The sequence below is a fragment of the Saccharothrix sp. NRRL B-16314 genome (genome assembly GCF_000716595.1).
Lineage (GTDB): Bacteria > Actinomycetota > Actinomycetes > Mycobacteriales > Pseudonocardiaceae > Actinosynnema.
The window spans coordinates 25,675-50,082 of sequence record NZ_JNXC01000010.1 but is presented as its reverse complement, the minus strand read 5'-3'; the positions used below and the strand labels follow the sequence as shown (position 1 = coordinate 50,082).

The 24,408-nt window shown below is 70.4% G+C and carries 16 protein-coding genes and 1 pseudogene; 6 read left to right on the top strand and 11 right to left on the bottom strand.

Annotated elements, in window-relative coordinates:
- Positions 1 to 40 precede the first annotated feature (40 nt).
- Positions 41 to 538 (top strand): AAA family ATPase, encoded by a 498-nt coding sequence (locus tag OQ02_RS17395; protein WP_231500083.1) that lies wholly within the window; start codon positions 41 to 43, stop codon positions 536 to 538.
- 204 nt (positions 539 to 742) lie between these two features.
- Here OQ02_RS17395 and OQ02_RS17390 read toward each other — a convergent pair whose 3' ends face one another.
- On the bottom strand, positions 743 to 1,765 hold the full coding sequence (locus tag OQ02_RS17390) for an aldo/keto reductase (protein WP_033439509.1): 1,023 nt from the start codon (positions 1,763 to 1,765) through the stop codon (positions 743 to 745).
- Between the two features lie 116 nt (positions 1,766 to 1,881).
- Here OQ02_RS17390 and OQ02_RS17385 point away from each other — a divergent pair, with 116 nt between their 5' ends.
- Positions 1,882 to 2,481 carry a TetR/AcrR family transcriptional regulator gene (locus OQ02_RS17385; protein WP_033439508.1) on the top strand — a complete coding sequence of 200 codons (600 nt, stop codon included), beginning with the start codon at positions 1,882 to 1,884 and terminating at the stop codon, positions 2,479 to 2,481.
- Here OQ02_RS17385 and OQ02_RS41025 read toward each other — a convergent pair whose 3' ends face one another.
- The 6 genes from OQ02_RS41025 to OQ02_RS17355 all read right to left on the bottom strand — a co-directional run bounded on the left by OQ02_RS41025 (position 2,482) and on the right by OQ02_RS17355 (position 10,629).
- Positions 2,482 to 3,084: a hypothetical protein gene (locus OQ02_RS41025; RefSeq protein WP_051772447.1), complete on the bottom strand. Its 603-nt coding sequence runs from the start codon at positions 3,082 to 3,084 to the stop codon at positions 2,482 to 2,484.
- Between the two features lie 197 nt (positions 3,085 to 3,281).
- On the bottom strand, positions 3,282 to 6,371 hold the full coding sequence (locus OQ02_RS17375) for an efflux RND transporter permease subunit (protein ID WP_033439507.1): 3,090 nt from the start codon (positions 6,369 to 6,371) through the stop codon (positions 3,282 to 3,284).
- A gap of 421 nt (positions 6,372 to 6,792) precedes the next feature.
- Entirely contained in the window at positions 6,793 to 7,218 is a 426-nt protein-coding gene (locus OQ02_RS17370; RefSeq protein ID WP_033439608.1) for a hypothetical protein, read from the bottom strand.
- Positions 7,211 to 7,591, bottom strand: coding sequence for a hypothetical protein (locus OQ02_RS17365; protein WP_033439506.1), 381 nt, complete (start codon positions 7,589 to 7,591; stop codon positions 7,211 to 7,213). The genes OQ02_RS17370 and OQ02_RS17365 overlap by 8 nt, the downstream gene beginning before the upstream one ends.
- Positions 7,592 to 7,638: 47 nt before the next feature.
- Positions 7,639 to 8,085, bottom strand: a complete 447-nt coding sequence (locus OQ02_RS17360; RefSeq protein WP_081915733.1) for a GNAT family N-acetyltransferase — start codon at positions 8,083 to 8,085, stop codon at positions 7,639 to 7,641.
- Positions 8,086 to 8,118: 33 nt separating this feature from the next.
- Positions 8,119 to 10,629: a hypothetical protein gene (locus OQ02_RS17355; protein WP_051772446.1), complete on the bottom strand. Its 2,511-nt coding sequence runs from the start codon at positions 10,627 to 10,629 to the stop codon at positions 8,119 to 8,121.
- Positions 10,630 to 10,814: 185 nt separating this feature from the next.
- On the opposite strand from OQ02_RS17355, the gene OQ02_RS17350 reads away from it, so the two are divergent.
- Complete coding sequence (locus OQ02_RS17350; protein ID WP_033439504.1) at positions 10,815 to 12,230, top strand: aminopeptidase P family protein; 1,416 nt, start codon at positions 10,815 to 10,817, stop codon at positions 12,228 to 12,230.
- Here the strand turns inward: OQ02_RS17350 and OQ02_RS17345 are convergent, their stop codons facing one another.
- Positions 12,231 to 13,496, bottom strand: coding sequence for a hemolysin family protein (locus OQ02_RS17345; RefSeq protein WP_033439503.1), 1,266 nt, complete (start codon positions 13,494 to 13,496; stop codon positions 12,231 to 12,233).
- A gap of 108 nt (positions 13,497 to 13,604) precedes the next feature.
- On the opposite strand from OQ02_RS17345, the gene OQ02_RS41020 reads away from it, so the two are divergent.
- From OQ02_RS41020 to OQ02_RS17335, 3 genes are all read left to right on the top strand, one after another.
- On the top strand, positions 13,605 to 14,507 hold the full coding sequence (locus OQ02_RS41020; RefSeq protein WP_051772445.1) for an effector-associated domain 2-containing protein: 903 nt from the start codon (positions 13,605 to 13,607) through the stop codon (positions 14,505 to 14,507).
- 139 nt (positions 14,508 to 14,646) lie between these two features.
- On the top strand, positions 14,647 to 14,811 hold the full coding sequence (locus tag OQ02_RS43830) for a hypothetical protein (RefSeq protein ID WP_156077112.1): 165 nt from the start codon (positions 14,647 to 14,649) through the stop codon (positions 14,809 to 14,811).
- Between the two features lie 245 nt (positions 14,812 to 15,056).
- Positions 15,057 to 16,667: an HEXXH motif domain-containing protein gene (locus tag OQ02_RS17335; RefSeq protein WP_231500082.1), complete on the top strand. Its 1,611-nt coding sequence runs from the start codon at positions 15,057 to 15,059 to the stop codon at positions 16,665 to 16,667.
- Here the strand turns inward: OQ02_RS17335 and fxsT are convergent.
- The 3 genes and pseudogenes from fxsT to OQ02_RS47150 form a co-directional block, all read right to left on the bottom strand.
- On the bottom strand, positions 16,664 to 20,455 hold the full coding sequence (gene fxsT / locus OQ02_RS17330) for an FxSxx-COOH system tetratricopeptide repeat protein (RefSeq protein WP_197043377.1): 3,792 nt from the start codon (positions 20,453 to 20,455) through the stop codon (positions 16,664 to 16,666). The genes OQ02_RS17335 and fxsT overlap by 4 nt on opposite strands.
- Positions 20,456 to 20,826: 371 nt before the next feature.
- Positions 20,827 to 22,338, bottom strand: coding sequence for a VMAP-C domain-containing protein (locus OQ02_RS17325; protein ID WP_033439501.1), 1,512 nt, complete (start codon positions 22,336 to 22,338; stop codon positions 20,827 to 20,829).
- 126 nt (positions 22,339 to 22,464) lie between these two features.
- Positions 22,465 to 24,399: pseudogene (locus OQ02_RS47150) on the bottom strand (DHA2 family efflux MFS transporter permease subunit).
- Positions 24,400 to 24,408 lie beyond the last annotated feature (9 nt).

Below are 24,408 nucleotides of genomic sequence, written 5' to 3'. Positions count from 1 at the left end.
AACACCCAAGGCTTCAACTGCCGCGCCATACGATGAACACGTGGCGGTGATCTTGGTGACAGGTATGTCCGGCACGGGGAAATCGACGGCTTTGGGCCGGTTGGAACAGCGGGGATATCGGGTGGTGGACACCGACCTCGGAGGGTGGATCGAACACATCCCGCGCCCCGATGGCACCGGTACGGAGCCGCAGTGGCGCGAGGACCGGATCGACGCGCTGATCGCGGACCACGAGCGTTCGGGTGAGCCACTGTTCATCGCGGGCACAGTGTGGAACCAGGGCAGGTTCCATTCCCGGTTCGACGAAATCGTCCTGCTCAGCGCGCCCGTGGCGGTGATGCTCGACCGCATCGCCAACCGCGACGACAACCCCTTCGGGAAAACCACCGAGGAACGCGAACGGATCATGGCTGACACAACCGGGATCGAGCCGCTGCTCCGGTCGTCGGCCACGAGGGAGATCGACACCCGGAAGCCACTGGCCGAAGTGGTGGACCAACTGGCAGCGCTTGCCGGTCCACCGGCACCCCACCGCTGATTGTTCAGATCACACTGTGCGGCTGCCGTACCAGGCCGAATCCGTCAGCCACCACCGAGTTGACCTCGGCACGGTCGCCGCAGGCGTCTGCTACGCACGGGACAGCGGTTCCACCGGGAGCGGCACCGCAGGAAGACCTGTACGCCGAGCGCTCCCACGGTTCGCCCCGCCGTCCACTGTGGACGACGGGGCGGCCGGGTGGGGTCAGGCGGCGGAGCGGTCTTCGGTCGGACGGCGGCGCAACTGTGGTTGCAGGATGGCCGGGGTGCGGTAGTCCATGTCCAGCGCCCCGACGCCCGAGCCGGGCGGCACGATGGCGTCGATCCGGTCGAGGACGTCGTCGTCCAGCACGGTGTCCACGCCGGCGAGCAGGTCGTCCAGGTGGGCCTCGGTGCGCGGGCCGATGATGGCGGACGTGACGCCGGGGTGGGCGATCACGAAGGCCATCGCCATGTGCGTCAACGACATCCCCGCTTCCTCGGCGACGGGGACGAGCCGCTCCACGGCGTCGAGGCGACGTTCGTCGGTCATGTGCTTGAAGCGCGCCCGGCGGCTCTCGGTCCCCGTGCCCTTGCGGAAGCGGCCGGTGAGCAGGCCCTGGGCGAGCGGGCTCCAGACGAGCGTGCCCATGCCGTAGCGCTCGCAGACGGGCAGCACCTCGTTCTCGATCCCCCGGTCGAGGATCGAGTACGGCGGCTGCTCGGTGCGGAACCGCGCCAGGCCGCGCCGTTCGGCGACCCACTGCGCCTCCACGATCTCGGAGGCGGGGAAGGTGGAGGAGCCGATGGCCCGCACCTTCCCGGCGCGGATGAGGTCGGTGAGGGCGGACAGCGTCTCTTCCACGTCGGTGTCCGGCGCGGGCCGGTGCACCTGGAACAGGTCGACGTGGTCGGTCTGGAGGCGGCGCAGGGAGTCGTCCAGGGCGCGGACCAGCCAGCGCCGCGAGCTGCCCATCCGGTTGGGGTCGTCCCCCATGGACAGGTGCGCCTTGGTGGCCAGCACGACGTCGTCGCGGCGGCCCTTGAGGGCTTTGCCGACGATCTCCTCGGACTCGCCGTGCGAGTAGATGTCCGCGGTGTCCACGAAGTTGACGCCCGCGTCGAGCGCCTTGTGGATCATGCGGACGGAGTCGTCGTGGTCGGGGTTGCCGACGGCGCCGAACATCATGGCGCCGAGGCAGTACGGGCTGACCTTGATCCCGGTGCGGCCCAGGGTGCGGTACTTCATGGGTCTCCTCGTGCGTTTGGCCGGTGCCGGGGTGCGCGCGCTACGCTGACACAAACGGAACAGTGTTCGACTTCGACAATACGGAACAGTGTTCCGTTTAGCAAGGAGAGGGTGCCGTGAGCGAGGAAGCCGACGCCGTCGTGGCCGGGGAGCCGCCGGGCAAGCGCGTGCGCGCCGACGCGCAGCGCAACACCGACGCCCTGCTCACGGCCGCCGCGGAAGTCTTCGCCGCCTCGGGCGTGGACGCGCCGGTGCGCCAGATCACCGCCAAGGCGGGCGTGGGAGCGGGCACGCTCTACCGCCACTTCCCGCAGCGCTCCGACCTCATCGCCGCGGTCTACCGCCACGAGGTCGACGCCTGCGCCGACGCCGCGCCGGCCCTCGCCGCCGAGCACGACCCGCTCGAAGCCCTGACCCGGTGGCTGTGGCGCTTCACGGGCTTCATCGGCACGAAACACGGGCTCAGCACCGCCCTGCACTCCGGCGACCCGGCCTACGCCGGTCTGCCCGCCTACTTCCAGCAGCGCTTCGTGCCCGTGCTCCGCGACCTGCTCGACGCCGCGGCGGAAGCCGGCGAGGTCCGCGCCGACGTCGACCCGTACGACCTGCTGCGCGCCACCGCCAACCTGACCCGACCGGCCCAGGACGACCAGGGCTACACGCGACGGATGGTCACGCTGCTCATCGACGGTCTCCGCTACGGCGCCCGGAAGTGATCAGAGCGGCGCGCTGATCACCAGCCGCCGGTCCACCGCCGCGACGAGCCGGTCGGCCCGCGCCGGCACCGTGGACCGCGCCCACGGGCCCAGGGCGTCGAGGAACCCGACCAGGTCGAGCCGGACGTCCCGGAGCAGCGCCGGCAGGGCGGCGCGCGGGATGTCGACGTGCGGCCCGGTGAACTTCGGGTCCACCAGGTCCTCGTCACGCCAGATTCGCACCACGGGACCGAACTGCTCCACCCGGACGTCCGGGCTGTGACCGAGCCAGACCACCTCGCCGGCCAGGACGTCCAGCCAGTCGCGCCACTCCTCCAGCCCGATGCAGCACCCGGGCTGGACCACGACGTCGCCCGACGCGACCCGGAGGCCACCGGGAACGTGGAACGCGTCGTCGTCACCGCCCAGGAAGGCGTCCACCGCCTCGACCGCGCCCGACGCCCGGTCCACGTCGTCGACCCCGCCGACCATGGCCCACACCAACTCCCCGACCTGCGCCGGCGTGGGCGTGCGCGGGACGGTGAGGTGGAACTCCCCCGGCTCGACGGCCCAGAACGGGCAGTGCCCGACCCCGCGCTCCAGCACCGGGCTCATCGTGATCACCCGATGATTGTCGTACAGGCCGATCTCCGCCGCCGACGACCGGAACGAGGTTCTGCGAGCCGTACCGAGGACTGATCAACCGGTGAAGCGGAACGGCGCTGTGGACCGACGAAGAAAGCCCCGCTGCCGAACGGCGGCGGGGCTTTCGACGAACCGGCGAACCGGCAGGACCAACGAACCGGCAGAACCGGCGGAACTCAGACGGAGACCGGCTCCCGGACCTCCACGGGCTGCTCGGTCTTCCGCTCCCGGCGGCGTTCCTTGCGGCCCTCGACCATCGAGTACAGCGTCGGCACGAGCACCAGGGTGAGCAGCGTCGAGCTGATCAGACCGCCGATCACCACGATCGCCAGCGGCTTGCCGATGAACGCGCCCTCGCCGGTGATGCCGAGCGCCATCGGCAGCAACGCGAAGATCGTCGCCGCGGCGGTCATCAGGATCGGGCGCAGACGCCGCCGGCCACCCTCGATCACCGCCTCCCGCACCGGCATGCCGTCCTTCCGGTACTGGTTGACCAGGTCTATCAGCACGATCGCGTTGGTCACCACGATCCCCACGAGCATCAGCATGCCGATCAACGCGGGCAGGCCGAGCGGGGTGCCGGTGAGCAGCAGCAGACCGATGGCGCCGGTCGCCGCGAACGGGATGGACACCAGCAGGATCAGCGGCTGGGCCAGGCTGCGGAACGTGGCCACCATGATCAGGAACACGATCGCGATCGCCGCCAGCATGGCCAGCCCCAGGTCGGCGAACGTCTCGGCCTGGTCGGCCGACACGCCACCGAGGCTGTGCGTGGCACCGGAAGGCAGGTCCAGGGCGTTCAGCCGGGACGTCAGCTCGGCGGTCAGCGCACCCAGGTCCGAACCGGTCGCCTTCGCCGACACCGTCGCGCTGCGCGCACCGTCGGTACGCCGGACCTGCACCGGACCGTCCACAACGGACACCGAGGCGACCTGGCCCAACGTCACCCCGCCCGGCAACGGCAAGGCGCGCAACGCGTCCACGTCCGCCGGCGCGCTACCGGTCCGCAGCACGACCTGCTGCGACTGCCCGTCGATCGGCAGCTGCGCCACCGGCACACCGCGCAACGCCTGCGCCGCGAACTGGCCGATGACCTGCCCGCTCAGCCCGCGCGCCGCCGCCGCGGCCTGGTCCACGGTCACCTGCACGCGAGGCGCGCTCACCGACAGGTCGTTGGTCACCTCGCCGACACCCGGCGTGCCCGTGACGACCTGCTGCACGCGGTCGGCCGCGTCCCGCAGCGAAGCCTCGTCGGGCGCGGTGACCAGCACGTCGATCGTGTCCGACCCGAACCCGGACGCGGCGGCGCCGAACGCCACCTCGCCGGCGCCTGGCGTGGTCTTCAACTGCTCGGTCAACCTGGTCTGCAACGCCTCCAGGTCCGTGCCCTCACGCACCGTCGCGCGCACGCTGGTGTCGCCGTTGCCGCCGAAACCGAAGGCGGCCAGGCTGTTGTCGGTCCCGACGGTGACCTGGTACGTCTCCACCTCGTCGGCCTCCGCCAGCACGCCTTCGAGCTTGCGCGCCGCGTCGTCCCGGGCGGTGAGGCTGCTGCCGGGCGGCAGCTTCTGGGAGCCCTGCAACGCGGTGCCGCCCGCGTTGTCGATGAAGTTGGTCTGGAGCGAGCCGGCCAGGCCGAGCGTGCCGCCGAAGATCAGCACGGCGATCAGCAACGTCACCCAGCGCCGTGTGGTGGCGAACTTCAGCACCGGCACGTAGGCGCGCTGCAACAGGCTGCGCTTCTCCTTCTCCAGCGCCGCCTGCCGCGCCTGCGCCGCCGCTTCCGGGTCGGCCGGCACGGCCGGGCGCTTGAGGAACCAGAACGCCAGCACCGGCACGATCGTCAGCGACACCAGCAGGGACGCCAGCAGCGCCACCGTCACCGTGATGGAGAACGGCCCGAACAGCTCGCCGGCGATGCCGCCGACGAACGCGATCGGCAGGAACACCGCCACCGTCGTCAACGTGGACGCGGTCACCGCGCCCGCCACCTCGCGCGTGCCGTCGAGCACCGCGCGTTCCTTCTCCTCGCCGTACCCGAGGTGCCGCTTGATGTTCTCCAGCACCACGATCGAGTCGTCCACCACCCGACCGACCGCGATGGTGAGCGCGCCGAGCGTGAGCAGGTTCAGCGACAGGTCACCGGTGTACAGGGCGATCAGCGCGACCACCACGGACAGCGGGATCGACACCGCCGTCACCAACGTCGACCGCACCGACAGCAGGAACAGCAGGATCACGATCACCGCGAACAGCAGGCCGAGCAGGCCCTCGGTGGTCAGGCCGCTGATCGCCTTCTCCACCTGCGGACCCTGGTCGAACGCGACGGTGAGCTTCGAGTCGGCCGCCTCGCCCCACTCGTCGAGCTTCTCGCGCACCTGGCGGGAGATCTCGACCGCGTTGCCGTCGGACGCCATGGTCACGCTCACGCCGAGCGTGGCCTGGCCGTCGGTGCGGGTCAGCACGGTCGCCGCCTCGGGCGAGGACTCGACCGCGGCCACGTCGCCGAGCTTCACCGGACCGGCGGGCGACGCGAGCAGCAACCCGCGCAGGTCGTCGACGGAACCGACCGGGCTGCCGATCTGCACGGTCAGCGTCTTGTCCGCGTTGGGCACGGTGCCCGCGGGCACGACGGCGCCGGCCGTGGTCAGCGCGGCGGTCAACGCCTGCGGCTCGACCCGGGCGGCACCGAGCTTGGCGTAGTCGACGGTGACGGTGACCTGGCGGTCGCGTTCACCGCTGACCGTGGCCTCCCGCACGCCGGCGATGGCCTCCAGGCCGGGGACGACCTCGGCGCGCAGCCGGGCCGCGGCGGCGATGTCGTCGTCACCGGACGTCGCGGCGAGCGCGATCACCGGGATGTCGTCGGTGCTGCCCTGGGCGACGGTCGGCTCGACGCCCTGCGGCAGGCGCGGCTGGAGCCGGTTCACCGCCTGCTGCATCTGGGCCACGGCGGCGTCGATGTCGGTGCCGTAGGTGAACATCACCTGCACCGTGGCGGAGCTCTCCCCGGACCGGGTGAGCACCTGCTCGACACCTTCGACGCCGCGCACGGCCGACTGGATCGGCTCGGCGACCTGGCCGTCGACCAGGTCCGGCGACGCTCCGGGGTAGGCCGCGATGACCACGGCGGCGGGCAACTCGATGGACGGGAAGAGCTGCTGCTTGATCGAGGGCAGCGAGAACACACCGAAACCGATCACGAGCAGGCTCAACAGCCCGACGAGACTTCGGTTGGCCAGGCTCAGCCGAGCCAGCACGGACATCGTGGGAATCTCCTTGGTGAGCGGACCGGCTCATGCGCCATCGCATGGGGGTACCGCGGGCGGATGTGGGAACGCTCGCACACGCCACCTGAGAACCGGCTCAGCCATGGGTTGATTTCCCGACCATCGGGACAGACCCGGACATGCCCTGACGTGACCCGCGACGTGGTCGGACGCGGTCCGCGAAGCGATGCGCCCGCACTGGTGATCTTGGCCACGGAGGCCGGGAGCGAGCCCCCGGCCTCCGGCCACCCACGGCGGCGTTACCCTGCCGGACGCCTTGGTCACAGCCGCCGCCACGGATCGGCCGCCGGAACGTTCCCGGCGGCTCGCCCGCACTACGCGGTCAGCTGCCCCGCCGGTTCAACCAAGGCCTTCGGCTTCCCGAAGTTCCTCGCACCGCGATCCGGAACGCTGCTGCTCAGGAGCTTGCCGACGGGTGTCGCCCACCCGTGTGCCGCAGCCAGAGCAGGCCGAGCACGGGCAGCACGAGCGGGACGTAGCCGTAGCCGCCACCGAAGTCGGACCACACGGTGGCGTCCGGGAACGCGTCCGCGAACACCAGGCTCACCGCGCCGACGACGATCACCCCGGCCAGCTCGACCCCGCACGCCAGGTAGGCGACCCGACGGGACACCACACCGGCCAGCGCGGCCGTGGCCACGACGTACACGACCGCCGCGAACGCGGACAGCAGGTAGGCCAGCGGCGCCTGCCCGAACCGGGTGGCGAGCTGCACCGCCGACCTTGCCGTGGCGGCGATGGCGAAGATCCCGTACACCGCGATCAGCAACCGCCCCGGCCCCGACCGGGTCGTCTCCCGCAGCGACTCCGGCGACTCAGCCATGAGCACCCCAGAGCTCGTTCAGCCGCAGGATCATGACCGGCACGCTCAGGCACGCCACGGTCAACACCCCGGCACCCCACCGCGACCGCTCCGCGAGGGACCAGAACGCGCCCAGCGGCAGCACCACGGCGGCACCGACCAGGTAGCCGATGAACGTCGCCCGGTCCAGTTCCCGGTCGGCGCCCACCGCGTTCACCACGCCGACGACCGCCTGCGCCAGCAGGCCGACTTCGAGCAGCACGACCACCCCGGCGAGGGCCAGGGTCGGCTTGGTGGCGAGCGTGATCGGCCGGTTGGCGATGGCCAGCACCAGCGACCACCCGGCCGCGACGAGGGCCACGACCGTCAACGCGGTCGCGAGGACTTCGATCATCGGATCTTCCCGGTAGAGCGGACGTACCCGCCGAAACCTACCCCGCGCTACGACAGCGCCAGCTTGAAGCCCTCGTGGGACTGGGCGAAACCGAGCCGGCGGTAGAAGCGGTGCGCGTCGGCCCTGCCCTTGTCGGACGTCAGCTGCACAATGGCGCACCCGCGGGCCGCGGCCTCCTCCACGGCCCACCGGACCAGCCGCTCACCCAGGCCTTCACCGCGTGACGTCGAGGCGACCCGCACGGCCTCGATCTGGGCCCGCGACGCACCGCGCCGCGACAGCCCGTGCAGCACGGTCAGCTGGAGCGTGCCGACCACCGCGCCGTCCTGCTCGGCCACCACCAGCACCTCGTGCCCGGACGCGTCGATGGCCGCGAACGCCCGTTCGTACGGCGCGAGGTCGGCCGGCGACTCGCGGAGCGCGCCCAACTCGTCGTCGGCGAGCATGGCCACGATCGCGGGGACGTCCTCGGCGGTGGCACGGCGGATGGTCAGCGGCACGCCAGGAACTCTAAAGACCCCGAGGGCTCAGGGACCGATCCGGTCACCGGACAGCGCGAGACCGCCGATCACCACGGTCGTGCGCGGTGTCGTGACGGCCTCCGCCACCCGCGCCACCACCTCGTCGAACACCGGGTCGTCGTAGTAGTCGCTGTGCCCGCGCAACGGCGAGGCGACCATGTCGGGGTCCGGGTCGAGGAATTCCGGGTCGCGCAACCGGACGTCGTTGCCGCACCGGAAACCCCACAGCTTCTGCCCGGCGTACAGCGGCTCGTCCGCCGTCTCCGGCCACACCTGCACCGGCCCGCCCAACGGGTCGGTCGACCGGTGCACGTTCCACCACCGGTCACCGAGCGCGTCGTGCAGCCCGGCCAGTTCGGCGTGGCCGAGGTAGTGCGGGAACAGCCGTGAGTACGCCCACTGCAACTGCGAGCCGTACGTGACCAGGCCGACCCGGCGCAGTGCCGCGACGGCGTCCGCCTGCCGGATGTACCGCTCGCCGTCGGTCGGGTCCGGGCGTTCGCTCTCCCCGCGCAGCAACGACAACGCGGCGAAGCACACGACGCTGCCCTGGCTGTGCCCGGACAGGACCACCGCGCCCACGTCGTGGTGGCCGGCCAGCCGGACCGCGCGCGACGTCAGCTCGATGGTGGCGCGGCCCCCGTACGGCGGCGGGCAGATCGGGTGCGCCAGCCGCGGCCAGAACGCCACCAGGTCCCACACGATGCCGACCGCCGTGCGCATGCGGGCGCTCTGCCACGTCCGCACGCCCAACAGCAGCAGGACCACGACGAGACCGGACACCACGAGGCTCCCCAACGCGCCCAAGTCCTGCGCCGGGCGGCTCGACAGCCAGTCCACCAGTCCCGACGGCGACGCGGCTCGCCAGGCCGGGTGCGCCAGCCGGGCGAGGGCGACACCGCCGCCAGCGGCCACCAGCACGCCGCCGAGCAGCGCCATCGCGCCGAGCAGCCAGTGGTAGCGGTACTTCGCCGACGCCAGCCGCTGGGTGAACGCGACCTTGCGGATGCCCGGCCGGTCCGGGCGGCCCGGGTAGTCGCCCAGCACGCCCGCCCTGATCGCCGCTCCTACCGGATGTCGTAGACAGGAGACCGCGCCGATCGCGTACAGCACACCGGCGACAACCGCCGCGACCCAGAACGCCCAGCCCGGCACGGACGTCCACCGCAGCGCCACCGCAACGCCCGCGACCGCGGACCCGGCGGCGAACACGATCGCGCTGGACACCTGCCGCACCATCGCCGCCACGACCGGCGCCAGGAGCAGCGGGAACGCGATCGCCAGCACGCCCCACAGCCCCGCGCCGACCAGGTAGCTCGTGCTCAGCACCAGCCCCCGCCGACCCGCGTCCGGCACCGGGTCGCCGACCCACTCCACGACCCGGTACGCCAGCCCGCCGCTGAACCCGACCGCCAGCGTGGTGGCCAGCGCCGCGATGACGACCGCCGCGTAGCCGTGCCACATGGGCCGGAAGCGCTTGTCCGCCACCATCAACTCGACACCGCGCTTCGAGCGCCGCAGGTGCGCGCACGCGCCGAACAGGACGACCAGGAGCAGCATCGCCAGCGCGCCCAGGACGTTCGTCACCGCCTCGAACCCGGCCAGCGGCGTCACCCCGCCGCTCGCGTACGTCGGCAGCCGCCACAGGAACGCCGTCGCCGCACCGACCGCCACCAGCAGGTACGCCACCGACGCCCACTTCAACGCCCGCGAGTTCACCTTCCGCCGGTCCGGCGACATCACCACGCACCCGACCGCCCACGCCAGCACGAGCACGCCGAGCCCGATCACCGACCACGACAGCACGTCCGACGGCCGGTCCGGCTGCTCCGTCCGCAACGCGCCCGCGTACAGCACCCCCACCACCACGCACGCCGCCGCCACGTGCGCGTCACGCAGCACGGGCGTGCGCGGCGACGTGTGCCAGAACGCGTAGTCGCCCAGGCTGCCCGTGCGGGTCTCCCACACGTGGTGGGTGCCCTTGGGCTCGTACAGGAACGTCTGCCGGCCGAACCACCACAGCGTGGTGATCACCAGCAGCGGCGGCGCCAGCCCGACCAGCAGCATCGCCCCGAACGGCCAGCCGTCGAAGAACCCCAGGTTGGCCGTGCGGCACGCCACCGCGCCCGCGCACTGCCGCACCAGCAGCTCCAGCGACACGTACGCCATCGACGTGACGAGCATGCACGTCAGCACCAGGCCGAGCAGCCGCAGCACCGCCTCGGCGAACCGGCTCGCGCCGAGCAGCGTGTACCGGGCCAGGTTGAGGATCGCGAACGGGATCAGCACCAGCCACAGCGCCCGGCTCGCGCCGCCCGAGGTGAACCGGCCCCAGTGGAACGCCTCGACCGTGCGCGTGCGCCCGCTGGACAGGGCCCGAGCCGGTTTGCCCGCCCGCAGGAACCGGGCGACGTCGTCACCGGCCACCGGGGTGGGGAACGGGTCGCCCAGCATCGCTTCGGGCGGGGTGCCGGACACCCCGTGCACCCGCAGTTCGACGACGTCCTCCGGACGCATGCGCGATCACCTGCCGTGGTTAGCCGTGGGGTGTTGCCTACCGGATCGCCGGCGGCGGCCGACCCGTTTCGGTGAGGGAGCCACCCGGTTGGGCGATCCGGGGGCCGGTGAGAGCATCGTGGTCGACGCCCGGCCGCCGATCGCGGTCGGGCGGACCACGGCCCCGACCCGAAAGGCTGCCCACGGTGACCAAACCCGCCCGCCGCGACCCGAGCAAGCTCGTCGACGCCTCCGGGTTCCGCGAGTTCGTCCAGCACGGCTGGGGTCCGGCCGACCGCGCCGCCCGGGTCACGCCCGGCGCCGCCGAGGCCGCCGCCGCGCACCGCGCCCGGCTCAGCGCCGCACTGCCCGGCGCGCGCATCGCCGTGGCCGCCGGCTGGGCCCCGGTGCGGTCCAACGACACCGACCACGGGTTCCGCCCGGACAGCGATTTCTCCTGGTTGACGGGCTGTTCCGCCGAGGGCGCGGTGCTGGTGATGCACCCGGTGGCGGGCGGTCACGACGCCGACCTGTTCCTGCGCCCGCCGGCCGGGCCGGACGAGCCGGACTTCTTCGCCAACGCCCGTGACGGCGAGCTGTGGATCGGCCCGGTGCCCGGCCTCGCCGAGTGGACCGAGGCCCTGGGCGTGCGCTGCCGCCCGCTGCACGAGCTGCCGTCGGCGTTGCGCGGCAGGCTGCCCGCCGTGCACGCGACCACCGGCGTCGACCCGCTGCTGGACGCGTTGGCGGGCGCGGACCACACCGCCTCGCTGCGGACCGTGCTGGCCGAGCTGCGCCGGATCAAGGACGACTGGGAGGTCGGCCAGCTCCAGGCCGCGGTGGACGCCACCATCCTCGGTTTCGCCGACGTCGCCGCCGAGCTGCCCACGGCGGTCAAGGGCGGTGGCGAACGGTGGTTGCAGGGCACGTTCGACCGCCGCGCCCGCACTGCGGGCAACGGGCCCGGCTACGCCTCGATCGTGGCCGCCGGTCCGCACGCGCCGGTGCTGCACTGGGTGCGCAACGACGGCCCGGTGCCCGAGGACGCGGTGCTGCTGCTGGATGCGGGCGTGGAGCTGGACACCCTCTACACCGCCGACATCACCCGGACGTTGCCGATCTCGGGCGCCTACAGCCCGGCGCAGCGGCGGGTGCACGAGCTGATCGAGCGGGCGTCGGTGGCGGCGTTGGCGGCCGTGCGGCCCGGCGCGGCGTACCGGGACTTCCACCACGAGGCGATGCGGGTGCTCGCCGAGGGCCTGCACGACTGGGGCCTGCTGCCGGTGTCGGTCGACGAGTCGCTGGACCCCGACGGCCAGCACCACCGCCGCTACATCACGTGCGGCGTCGGCCACTTCCTCGGCCTGGACGTGCACGACTGCGCCAACTCCCGCTCCACCGCGTACCACGACGGCACGCTGGAGGTCGGCATGGCGCTGGCCGTGGAGCCGGGCCTGTACTTCCACCCGAACGACGAGACCGTGCCGCCGGAGCTGCGGGGCATCGGCGTGCGGCTGGAGGAGAACGTCGTGGTGACGCCGGAGGGCAACCGGGTGCTGTCGTCGGCGCTGCCGGGCGACGTGGCCGGGCTGGAGGCCTGGGTGGCCGGCGCGGGCCGGTAGTCAGCGCTTCCGCAGCCGCACCGAGGTGATGGCGTGGTGCTCGACCTTCAGCACCTCGACGGTCCAGCCGGACACGGTGACCTGGTCGCCGGGACCGTCGGGGATGCGGCCGAGCACCACCAGCACCAGGCCCGCGATGGTGGCGTAGTCGCCCTGGGGCGCGTCGGGCAGTTCGACGCCGAGGTCGTCCAGGTCGTGCATGGGAAACGTGCCCGGCAGCACCAGCGAGCCGTCCGCGCCGCTGCGCACCGCCATCACGTCGCGGTCGGTCTCGTCCAGGATCTCGCCGACGATCTCCTCCAGCAGGTCTTCGAGCGTGATGATGCCGTCGACCGCGCCGTGCTCGTCCACGACCAGGCCGATCTGCTCGTGCTCGGCCTTGAACCGGCGCAGCGCGTCGGACACCCGCACCGAGTCGGGGAACACCAACGGCGGGCGGACCACGTCGACCAGCCGGTCGTCGTCGTGGAACAGGTCGCGCAGGTGCACGACACCCACGACGTCGTCCAGGTGCCCGCCGCGCGCGACGGGCGCTCGGGAGTGGCCCGACGTGGCCAGCTCGACGCGGGCCGACGGCACGTCCAGCTCGGCGTCCAGCGTGACCACGGCGCGGCGCGGCACCAGGACCTCGCGCAGGCGGCGTTCGCTGATCTCCAGCGCGCCGGTCATGATCATGCGCTGCTCGGCGTTGAGGCCGCGCTGGGCGGAGACCAGCTCGCGCAGCTCCTCCGAGGACATCTGCTCGGACTCCGGTTCCGGCTTGCCGCCGAACAGCCGGACCACCACGTTCGTCGACGCGCTCAACGCCCAGACCGCCGGCCGTGACGCGGTCGACAGGGCGTGCAGCGGCCGTGCCACGAGCAGTGCCCACCGCAGCGCGTACTGCATCGCCAGCCGCTTGGGCGCCAGCTCGCCGAACACCAGGGTCAGGAACGTCAGCACGACCGTGACCAGCGCGATCGCCACCGCGTTCGCCGCGCTCCCGAGGAACGACAGCACCGGCACCAGCGGCGCGGACAACGACACCGCCGCCGTGGCCGAGGCCAGGAACCCGGCCAGCGTGATGCCGATCTGGATGGTGGCGAGGAACCTGTTCGGGTCGCGCGCCAGCCGCACCAGCGTCCTCGCGGAGGGCCGGTCGTCACGCTCCAGCGACCGCAGCTGCCCCTCGCGCAGGCTGATCAACGCCATCTCACTCCCCGCGAACACCGCGTTGAGCAGCACCAACACCGCCACCAGCACGATCGTCCAGCCGAACCCGTCCATCCACAGTCAGTACCCCGATGCCCCCGGCGTGCAACGCGTTGGTCATTTCGAGTGGCGGCGCTCCCCACGCACCCCCGTACTGGGCTACAACAGGCTCGGGGAGGTCTCATGGGGTCGGCAGGGCACCACCGTTCGTTCGTCGTGTTCGACGTGGAGGGCTACGGGGGCCACGCGAGGACGTCACGGCATCGGACCACCGTGCGCGACGGCCTGTACGGGGTCCTGATGACCGCGTTCGCCGACTGCGACCTGCCGTGGGACGACAAGGCCGTGGACGACGTGGGCGACAGCGTCATGGTCCTGTTGCCCGCCGACACGCCGAAGGGCGTCCTTGTCGACCGGCTGCCCGAACGGCTGGTGGCCGCGCTGCGCGAGCACAACCACGTGCACTCCACCGGGGCACAGCTGCGCCTGCGGATGGCCGTGCACGCCGGTGAAGTGCACTACGACGAGCGCGGCAAGACCAGCGCGGAGATGATCTTCACGTACCGCATCCTGGACACGACCGAGGCCAAGCAGGCGCTGCGCGACTCCACAGCAACGCTGGTGCTCGTCGCCTCGGACCCGTTCTACCGGGCGGTGATCCACCACCAGCCCGCCGCCCGCCCGGACGCGTACCGGCAGGTCGACGCGAACGTGAAGGAGGTGCACGCCCGGGTGTGGGTACGTCTGGTGGACGGCCACCCGATCGGGACCGTCCGACACGCCTCCCCCACCCGCCAACCGGCCATGACCCTGGCCGAACTGGGGCCGATCGTCGAGGTCATGCTGCGCATCCCCGGCTTCGACACGCGCGAAGGACGGGACCTGGTGCTGCGCGACCTGTCGTTCGCGGCCTCCATCCCCCGTCACGGCGCGGACCGACCGGACACGGTCAGCATCGTCCGCACGAGCGCTATCTACCCCGGTGGGCTCGAAGGACTGGTGGAAGGGATTCGCTTCTACGCGGCCGGCGCCACCGCAATGGCCGAACTGGACACCCTGTTGGCGCAACGTGACCGTGGCATTTAGTTGCCGGCCGTAGCCCCGAATACCGCCATACGCACCACTTCCGCTGCGTTTCATCGACATTACACTGGGTCATGCCATCGAAGGTGAATCCCGCCGCGCGGGGCACCGGTACCCGGTGGCCGACCCGGGAGGCCCGCTAGTGGATGAATCGGCAATTCGGATCGACTCCGGTCTGGTCGACTTGACGAACGTTCCTCTCGACGCGTTGGACGCATTCGACGACGCGATCCTCGAGGCGTCCGCGGACCGTTTCCTCAGACAGGTCGACGACGCCAGCAGCAGCATTGGCGGCCACGACTCCTGACGACGGGCTCGGCAGCCATGACGAGGAGCGACCACGAGGTGGCAGGCCTGAACTCCACGCACGGGATGTCGCTGTCCAACCACGGGATGTCCCTGGTCCAGTTGGACGCGTTGGCGTCCGAACGAACCGATGGCCACGCTTCCGCACTGCTGCACCACGTCGAGCGGACGCGACGACTGCTCGCTTTGCGGTTGGTGCTGCACCACGCACGCGAACACCACGCTCCGGGAAGTCCACTGCCGTCGGTGGACGAGGCATGGGAACTCCTGACCTCCGCCGAGCGCGCCGACCCGGTAGCGGTGGCCGCCGTGCTGTCGCGCCCGCAGGTCGGGATGTGGTCGGGTCACGTCCTGCGGCGCCTCCGGAACAGGGTCACCGACCCCGCGCCGGTGTGGTTCCACATCGGTCAACTGCATCTGTTGGCCGCCGCAGCGGGCGTGTCCGCAAAATTGCGCTTCACGATGGTGATCCCGTTGCGCGATGGCGTCGCAGTACTTCCCGGCCTGGGCACCCTACGAGTGCCCGAGGTGACCGAATGGGGTCATGGAACGTTGGTTTCGGATGCGTCCGGGTTCACGGTGAAAACCGGAAGCGGTGCGCCCCACCCGATCGAATGGCAGCCGATTCGCATTCTGAACGGCGAGGCGGGCTCGGATGCGCCTCGCATCCACCTGGACGACACCGGACCGTACCGGGGATTGGCGATCCCCGAGCACCCCGACCCATTGTCGGACTCCTCGGCAACGCGGTGGAACAAGGTCTTCGCCGACGCGTGGGCGATCCTGGAGCGGGATCACCCGCACCGCGCACGGGAACTTTCCACCGGACTTTCGGTGATCACACCACGCCCTGCGACCTACCGCTTCCGACAGCACAGCGGCTCGGCCGGCGACGGGTACGGCGCCGCGATCATCTCCGAACCCCACGACGCCACACAGTTGGCCGTCACGATGGTGCACGAGTACCAGCACAGCAAGCTGAACGCAATCAGCCACCTGGCGCCCCTGACCTCCGGGCACCCGACTGCCAACTGCTACGCACCCTGGCGGGACGACCCGCGGCCTGTCACCGGCCTGTACCAAGGAGTGCACGCCTTCCTTGCGGTCGCGGAGTTCTGGGAGCGGCAACGCGAGCACTCGAGCGGACCGGACTCCACCCTGGCGCACTTCGAGTTCGCCCTGGTTCGGACGCAGGTCGCCGAAGCGCTCGACGCGCTGCGCCGCCACCCCGCACTGACCGGAATAGGACAGAGGTTCGCGACTCGCCTGGCCGAACGACTTGCGGCGCTGTCGGACGCCTCCGTACCGGCCGAACCGCTCACGGCCGCCGAGACGGCTGCCTCGGACCACCGCGCAGCGTGGCGAGCCGCGCACCTTCACCCGGCGCGAGCACATGTCGTCGAGCACGCGGAGCGGTGGCTCAGGGGTGAGGCCGCACCGCCCCTCAAGGCCGACTCGCCCGTGATGGCCGCCGCCACACCGCCCAGGTTGGACGCCAAGGCGATCCTCACCCGCGTCCTGTTCTCCGACCGGGCCGTTTTCGACGCGATGCAGGCAAACGTCGCAGGCGACGCCCGCAAGATCGCGACAGACTTGACCCCGGCGGATTTCGCCGTCGTGGCGGGAGAACACGAACGGGCGCACGCGCTGTATTCGGCAGAACTCGCCAAGGGCTCGAACCGACCCGGCACGTGGTCCGGTTTCGGGCTCACGCTCCACGAACTGTCACCCGGCCCGGCTGCGCGGGTGTTGCTCGAACGCCCACACCTGGTTCGGGCCGTGCGCAACAAGATCGCCGCAACCGGCGAGGCGCCCGAAGTGGAGCGCCTCGCCTCGTGGCTGTCTGCGGACGGCTAAAGCGGCATGGGGTCGATGTCGCAGTTCGCCCGCACGCGAGGATCACCCAGTTCCGCCACCGCCGGGTGTTGGCTCCCGAGCCGGTCGCGCAGGAGGTTCACCGCTCGCAGGTGGAGTGCGTCCGCTTCGTCGACACGCCCGAGCGAACGCAGGTCCTGAGCGAGATTCGCCTGGCACGCGAGCGTCGTGGGGTGATCGGCGCCCAAGACCACTGTCGCACGGCTCGAGATCTCGGCATCGGCGTCGTGGGCGCCTTGCACATCTCCCAACGCGTGAAGGTCACTGGCCAGGTTGATCCAGGTGATCAACGTGGAGGGGTGGTCTTCACCCAAGCGGGCGCGGAAGCTTCCCAGCGTCGCCTGGTCCAGTTCGCGCGCGCCCTCGAAGTCGCCCTTCAAGCGGCGCAGGATCGCCACGTTGACAGCCGCCGACAGCGTATGAGGGTGGTCCGGCCCCAATGTCCTGGCGTACCGCGTCAGCGTGTCCTGCCCGAGTTGCGCGGCTGTCTCATGACGACCCAAGTGCCTCAACTCGATGGACCGGGCCAGCGCAGCGGCGAGCGTCTCGACGTGGTCCAGGCCGTACCGTCGCCGCAAGCCCTCGAAGGCCGTCTCCGCCGCGCTCATCGCGCCATCGTGGTCACCCGCCTTTCGGCGCATCACTGCGAGGTGACGCACGGCGCGGAGCCATGTGGGGTTGAGCGGTCGCCCCTCGCTCAGCCGTTCGTACGAGCGCACGATCTCTTCGTGCTCGGCGGAGGCTTCCCGGTAGTTGCCGAGTTCCCGCTTGTCGAGGGTGAGGCCAACCTGGGTGAAGAGCGGCACCTCGTGCTCCTGGCCGTAGATCTGAACCCTGCGGTCCCAGGTGTCGGCGTCCAGTTTGACGGCGGAGGCGAAGTCGCCGACGAGGCGGAGGTTCACGCCGAGGTTGTGCGCCGCGCCATGTGTCACCGGATCCTCGTCTCCGAGGTAGCGCACGCAGATGTCGTAACTTCGCTTCGACAGCTCCAGTGCACCGACGAAGTCGCCTTCCGCCCGCTTGTCCGCCGCGACCTGGCCCATCGCCAGGATGGTTTCCTCATGTTCCTCGCCGAAGGTGCGGCGGTGCCGGTCCAGCAGTTCCAGGTTCAGCGGAGTCGCCTCGGCGTACCGGCCCTGCACCCAGAGCATGAAGCCGTACCAGCGGCCCATCCGCAATGTCTCCGGGTGGTCCTCGCCCAGCCGCTCCAACCAGATCCGGTAGATCTTCTCGGACAACTCGGCGCTGCGGTTGTGCTCGCCCCACCGATAGAGGAATTGAACCTGGTTGTACAGCAGCGATCGGACCGGCTCGGCATCACTCTCGTAGGCGTCGGAGGCCGACAGGTGCGCGCTCAGGTCCACGTACACCGGCCAGTTGTCCGGTTCTTCCGGTGTCTCCGGGTCGTTCTCGCTCAGGATCAGGTGCGCCGCGCTGCGCATGATCACGCGATCGTCCTCGCTCATCTGACTGATGAGCACGGCTTGGACGAGCCGGTGCAGCTCGATGGAGTTCGTGCGGTGGTCCACGCGCACCAACGCGAAACGGTTGATGTCGCGGATGGCCTCGTTGAGCCGCAAGCGGTCACGCAGGACCCGGGACAGCTCGCTCGGCACGCCGGTGATGTTGCGGCTGTACGTGAACATCGTGCGGTTGATCGGCTCCGGCGCCAGGAAAGCGCACACTTGGAGCAGCCTCAGCGCCGACAGGTTCTTGCGCTTGAGCTCGTTGAGCGACAGGTCCCACATCGCCGCCACCGACTCGGGGTAGTCGAGGGTCGTGGTGACGTTGAGCAGTTCCAGTTGCTTTTCAGCCAGTAGTTCCAGGTACTCGGCGGCGGGCATACCCGTCTCCACCCGCCACGCCGCCGCCTGCGCGACGGCGAGAGGCAGGTCGCCCAACGCCTCGGCCAGTCGACCGGCGTCCTCCTCGCCGAGCTCAGGGTCGCGTCGGCGCAACAACTGCACGCTCTCCGCCCGTTGGAAGACGTTGACCTCAAGTGGGCGGGCGACGCTCAGCCACTGCGAATTGCGAGAGGTGACCAGGATTCGCCCCGTACCGCCGGTGGGCAGGTACTGCTGTACGGCGTCAGGGCTGTCGGCGTTGTCGAAGATGAGCAGCCAGTTGCCCGGCACCTTGGGGTGGTTGCCACTCCGGAGGGCATCGAGCACCTGTTGGACCGCCACGTTGGACTCGGTGCCGCCTTCGAGGCCGAGGCGTTGCCCCAGTTCCACCAACGAGTTCACGATCTTGACCGATCGCTCCGCCGGGACCCACCAGATCAAATCGAAGTTCCCGCGGTTGCGGTAGGCGTATTCGATGGCCAGGTGCGACTTGCCCACACCGCCCATCCCATGCAGGGTTTCGGGCAGCACGGCTGCGGTCCCGCCCCGGACGAGTCGCCGTTCGAGCTCTTGAAGGAGGTCCGCCCGCCCGGTGAAGTTGACGTTCCTCGGCGGTACGCCGCCGAAGACGGGCGATGCGAGGGCCTTTCTCCTTTCTTCCTGCTCGACGGCAGTCACCTCTACTCCTCCTGCATTTCGCTCGAGATCAACCGTGTCCTCACGAACACGTGTTCGGCCACGTTCACCAATCCGGAAGTCCCCGTTCGTCTCATCATTCCCGACCACCGACCGCGACCTGACTTCGGGGTCCGTCCACTTGGAATTGCGCAGGTGGACTCCGGACCAGGCCCCCCACACCGCCCGCTCCGCTTCCACCACATCGGCTGACGCGACTGTGGACGAAGGGACCGGAGCCCGTTCCTCATCCAGCGCCGAATCGAACCCGACCGCCTCCGGTCGATGTTCCTCCAGGTATTGGCGCACCACCTTGCGCACCCGCTCGGTGTCGATGCGGCGACCGTGTGCGAGCAACTCCTCCCGAACACCTTCGGCGACAAAACTGAATTTGACTCGGTTCTCGTCGCCTGCCCCGTGGGGCACGGTCACCACCAACGCGCTAGCCAGGAATTCAGAGAGAGCCGCACGTCCGGCGTCCGGGTGCAGAAGTTCGAGGATGAGAACGAGGAGCGGCAACTCCAGCGGTGCGACGGCCAGGTGGACCGCCAGGTCGAACGCCGCTTTCGACGCGGTGGTGCGGTACGCGGCGACCACTTCCGCAACGTCGGACGACGCGTCACCCGATCCGGAAGGGGCCACTGCGGTGTTCGTGCCCAGTTGAGCGGGCACGAGGGCCGCACCCAGGTTCGCCCACCCCACCGCCGCGACGATGTTGGCCCATTCGCGCAGGCCCGCCGGGGCCAGTTCCACGAACGGGACCGGCACCACGTCGCCGAGGTCGTCGTACAACCCGGGCACGTCGACCTGCGGTTCCCACTCGTGGTAGTGGTTCGGCTCGCCCGGCTCGAACGCTTTGAGGCGCAAGCGGTGCAGGTCCAAGCCGATGCGACAGGCCGCCCACCACGACAGCGGGCTGACCACGGCCACAGAATGCGCGGCGCCCAACTCGCGCAGGGTCGCCCACGCTCCGCCCAACCTCCAGGTCGGATCGACGGCGTCGGTCAGGACGAGCAGCAGCCGTCGCCCGGAGCCGGTCAAGTCCGGCGGACTGGCTCCGTCGGTGCCGCGCAGCGCCACCCGACCGCTGTCGTCCGGGCCGAGCCCACACACGATGACCTCCCCGAAGACACCCGATTGAGCGAGCGCGCGGGTGAATTCGCCGACGGTCGAAACCCAGATCGACATCGCTGGGCCTTCATCGACTGCCACCACTATGTCGTGCGACTGGCCGGCGAGAGGCGCAAGCACGTCGCGCACCCTGTCCGCAGTCCACCACCCGAGGGCGTTCGGGCCTGCTGTCGTCCCCGTGTCGACGGCCTCGGAGGCGGCGCACACCGTCACTTCCCCCCGACACGCGCGTGGTGGCGAGGTGCGGACCAACGGACCGATTTACGCGAGTGCGCACCGGAATCGGTGGCGCGCCCCTTGGTCTCGACCATCACATGCACCCGCGATGCGCATTGGCGAAGTGTATCGATTCCGAAGAGCCGCGATAATCGGATGAGCGCCGAGGAGTCGGTTACTCCATCACCGTTTCGGGCGATCACCCGATTGGACCTGACGAGTGAATAGGAAACCGATGCGTATCCGGTATCGAGTGCACGCCGGCGGTGCATGGCTCAGATACCTCCCTGCGAACCCCAACCGGAGGTCAGTGGTACCGGTAGACGCTCTGCGTCGTCCCACAATACTGCAAGACTGCGCCCGGCGTGGGGTCCGTCCGAATCTTTCGCAAGCAGTGCCTCACGGCGCAACTGCGCCAATCGGTCCGGCAACCCGCGGACCTCGCCGGCAGAGAACAGCTGGGTGACGGCTTCGAGGAAGTGACTGCTTGAACAGTCCTCCCGATCCCAGATGATGATCGGGATGCCGGCTCTGAACGCCATCGCGGCCTCGTGCCAGGCTCGACCGCGGCGATCGCCTGGGGGTTCGCTGAGCACTAGAGACACTATCGACATGTCGTTCAGGTCGACCGCCATGCCGGTGAGGTCCCAACCGCCGTTGGTCCGGCTCCAGTACGGGCGTGCCGCCTCACCCGAGACCGCGCTCCACCGCTGCTTCCACACCAGCCAGTACCGCTGAGCCCTCGTCCGCTCAAGGCTCCGCACGAGCACGGGGTGATCGACCGCCAACGGGACGGTCATGTCGGAAGGAGAGGCCTTCGGCCAGAACTCCACCGCAGTGTTGATCATCTCCCAGGGCAGCGCGAACTCGACCACGATGGCACTCACCCGCTCGGCAGCCGGGGTGATGCCCAGTTCGGCCTCCAGTTCGGCGAGGACCCGGTCGACCTCCGATTCCAAGTCCTCCCGTCCGATGGCGGCGTCACCACGGCGACGGCCGTGCCAGCCGGATCCCTTCCAGTTCAACCAGTGCGAGAGCACCACCTTCGTCCGGTCGACCGGGTCCGGGTCGACTTCGAAGACGAGGTGCACCACACCCGGGTCATCGTCGTCGGTCTTGATCTCGTCGCGCCATCGGGCCTGTTCGACGAGATCGGTCACTTCGAACTTCTCGGCCAGTCTCCAGTTGCAGCGCCGCAGCTCGTCCGCCAAGGCGCCGTCCCCGAGCCGTCCGGCGAGGCAGTCCACGAACACCATGGCGGGCGGCATGGATCCCGGGCCCGCGTTGTGGTCGGCGAGGTGGAGGAACAGCGACCATGCCGAACGGCAGCGAGCGGGCAGGTCGTCGCAATGCCCATCGGTGGCCACGTCGGCCAGGCGACGCAGTTGACGTCGCTCCTCGAACGGGTCGTCGGACAGCCGCAGGGATCGCAGCGCCTTCGCCAATCGGTCCCAGTCCCGCGTCGGGAGTGCCCGGCACGCGGCCCACTCATCGCCGAGGTCGACCAGCTCGGCGATCTCGGACGCGTGCGGGTCCAGCAACCTGAGGCAGTCGACCAGGGCGCGCAACCCACCGGCGTGACGACAGCACCACCGAACGAGACCGAGGAACTGGAGGTGGACCTCCGAGCCTTCCAACGACACCGGCTCGCCGAGGACGTCGGACAGGAGGCTTACCAGCATGGTGCGCCCGCGTTCGGCACGCAGACTCTCGCAGCGCTCCAGCAAGAGGACGATCTCACCCTGCAGCCGCAGTTGGGCGGTGTTCGCTCCTTGGTCCACGACCATGTGACCATCCCCCGTCCCACCGTCCCCCGTCGGCGACCGCGTCGGGACAAGCGCCGACCTGAGAGAACAGTGACTCCCGGCCGTCACTGTCGCACAAGCGGAAAGAGCGCTCTCCGCAAAATGCGGTCAGACGACGGCGTGCCGGCCGGTGCCGAGGGCCCGGCCGCTGGTCGTCAGCTCGGTGGCCACGCGGTCGACGGCGTCGGTGAACTCGAGGTCGTCGCAGTTCCAGTCGGTGAGCTTGACCAGCAGCCAACGCCGCCAGGCGGCGACGAGGTCGGTGAACACGTCGGTGCCCTGCGGTGTGAAGCGGTACCGGCCGTCGGACTCGGTGACGTAGCCGCGGGTCTGGAGTTGGCGCGCCACCGGTTCGAAGACGCCCGCGGGCACCTTCGTGGCCTCGGCGAGGCGTTCGAGGGTGGCGTGGCCGTGGTCGACGCTCTGCCGGAACACCTTCACCACCAGCCACGCCTGCGCGTGCGTCAGCGGGACGCCCGACCCGCTCAGCACCTCGGGCGTCGGGTCACGGCGTTCGCGGCTGTAGATCAGGGCGACCAGCTTCTCCAGCTCGTGCTCGGAGTCGGAGCTGTGCGGCGCGGCGAAGTTGTCGCCGACCTCGGTGGCGGCGGCGCGGGCCGTGTCGCGCAGCGGCACCTCCTTGAGGAACAGGGCGACCAGGAACGCGACCGCGGCGACCGGCGCGGCGGCCAGGAACACCACCTGCAGGGTGTCCGCGTAGGCGGCGATGATGGGGGCTTTGAGCTGGTCCGGCAGGGCGTGGAGGGCCCGCACGTCGGACGCGGCGGCCGGGTCGACGCCCGGCGGGATCGCGGCGGCGAGGTTGCCGGGCAGGTTGCCCGCGTACACCGTGCCGAAGACCGCCACCCCGAACGAACTGCCCAACGTGCGCAGGAAGCTCACGCCGGACGTGGCCACGCCCAGGTCCTCGTAGCTGGTGGTGCTCTGCACGACCACCATCGCCACCGGCATGCACATGCCGACGCCCAGGCCGAGCACGAGCATTTACGTCGACGCCTGCCAGAACGAGGTCTCGGGGGTCAGCCGGGACAGCAGGAGCAGCCCGCCGACCATGAACAGGCTGCCGACCAGCGGGAACACCCGGTAGCGGCCGGTCTTGCTGATGACGTTGCCGGTCGTGACCGAGGCGATGAGCAGGCCGATGACGAGCGGCAGCATCTCCAGGCCGGACTGGGTCGCCGACGCGCCGTGCACGTACTGCAGGTACGTCGGCAGGAACGTGACGCCGCCGAGCATGGCGAACCCGACGACGAAGCTCAGCACCGTGCACACGGTGAACACCCGGCTGCGGAACAGGCGCATGGGCAGCATCGGTTCGGCGGCCCGGGTCTCGACGAGCACGAACAGGCCGAGCGCGAGCACCGACCCGATCGCCATCAGGACGATCGTCGGCGACGCCCACGGGTACTCGACGCCACCCCAGCTGGTGACGAGCGTGAGGCCGGTCGCGGCCAGCGCGATGAGCAGGATGCCCAGGTAGTCGATCTTCGGTCGGCCCACGCCGCTCAGGCCCGGCAGGGCGAACGCGCCCACGGCCAGCACCACCACGCCCAGCGGCAGGTTGACGTAGAACGCCCAGCGCCAGCTGAGGTGGTCGACGAACAGCCCGCCGAGCAGCGGGCCGACGACCGTGGCGACGCCGAACACCGCGCCGATGACCCCCTGGTACTTGCCGCGCTCGGACAGCGGCACGACGTCCGCGATCACGGCGGCGGACGTCACCATGAGGCCGCCCGCGCCGAGCCCCTGCACGGCACGCGCCAGGATCAGCCACGTCATCGAGTCGGCCCAGCCGCACAGGAAGGAGCCGACCAGGAACAGCCCGACGCTGACCAGGAACGCCCGCTTGCGCCCGAACAGGTCGCCGAACTTGCCGATCAGCGCGGTCATGATCGTCTCGGCGAGCAGGTAGGACGTGACCACCCAGGACAGGTGCCCACCGCCGCCGAGGTCGCTGACGATCGTGGGCAGCGCGGTCGCCACGATCGTCTGGTCCAGCGCCGCGAGCAGCATCCCGAGCATGATCACCGT

What these genes read in the sequence shown, in the direction of transcription:
- OQ02_RS17325 (WP_033439501.1), bottom strand. Translation starts at nt 22,338, where the DNA reads ATGGTCGTGGACCAAGGAGCGAACACCGCCCAACTGCGGCTGCAGGGT.
- OQ02_RS17370 (WP_033439608.1), bottom strand. Translation starts at nt 7,218, where the DNA reads ATGGCTGAGTCGCCGGAGTCGCTGCGGGAGACGACCCGGTCGGGGCCG.
- OQ02_RS41020 (WP_051772445.1), top strand. Translation starts at nt 13,605, where the DNA reads ATGGGGTCGGCAGGGCACCACCGTTCGTTCGTCGTGTTCGACGTGGAG.
- OQ02_RS17355 (WP_051772446.1), bottom strand. Translation starts at nt 10,629, where the DNA reads ATGCGTCCGGAGGACGTCGTCGAACTGCGGGTGCACGGGGTGTCCGGC.
- OQ02_RS17375 (WP_033439507.1), bottom strand. Translation starts at nt 6,371, where the DNA reads ATGTCCGTGCTGGCTCGGCTGAGCCTGGCCAACCGAAGTCTCGTCGGG.
- OQ02_RS17365 (WP_033439506.1), bottom strand. Translation starts at nt 7,591, where the DNA reads ATGATCGAAGTCCTCGCGACCGCGTTGACGGTCGTGGCCCTCGTCGCG.
- OQ02_RS17390 (WP_033439509.1), bottom strand. Translation starts at nt 1,765, where the DNA reads ATGAAGTACCGCACCCTGGGCCGCACCGGGATCAAGGTCAGCCCGTAC.
- OQ02_RS17345 (WP_033439503.1), bottom strand. Translation starts at nt 13,496, where the DNA reads ATGGACGGGTTCGGCTGGACGATCGTGCTGGTGGCGGTGTTGGTGCTG.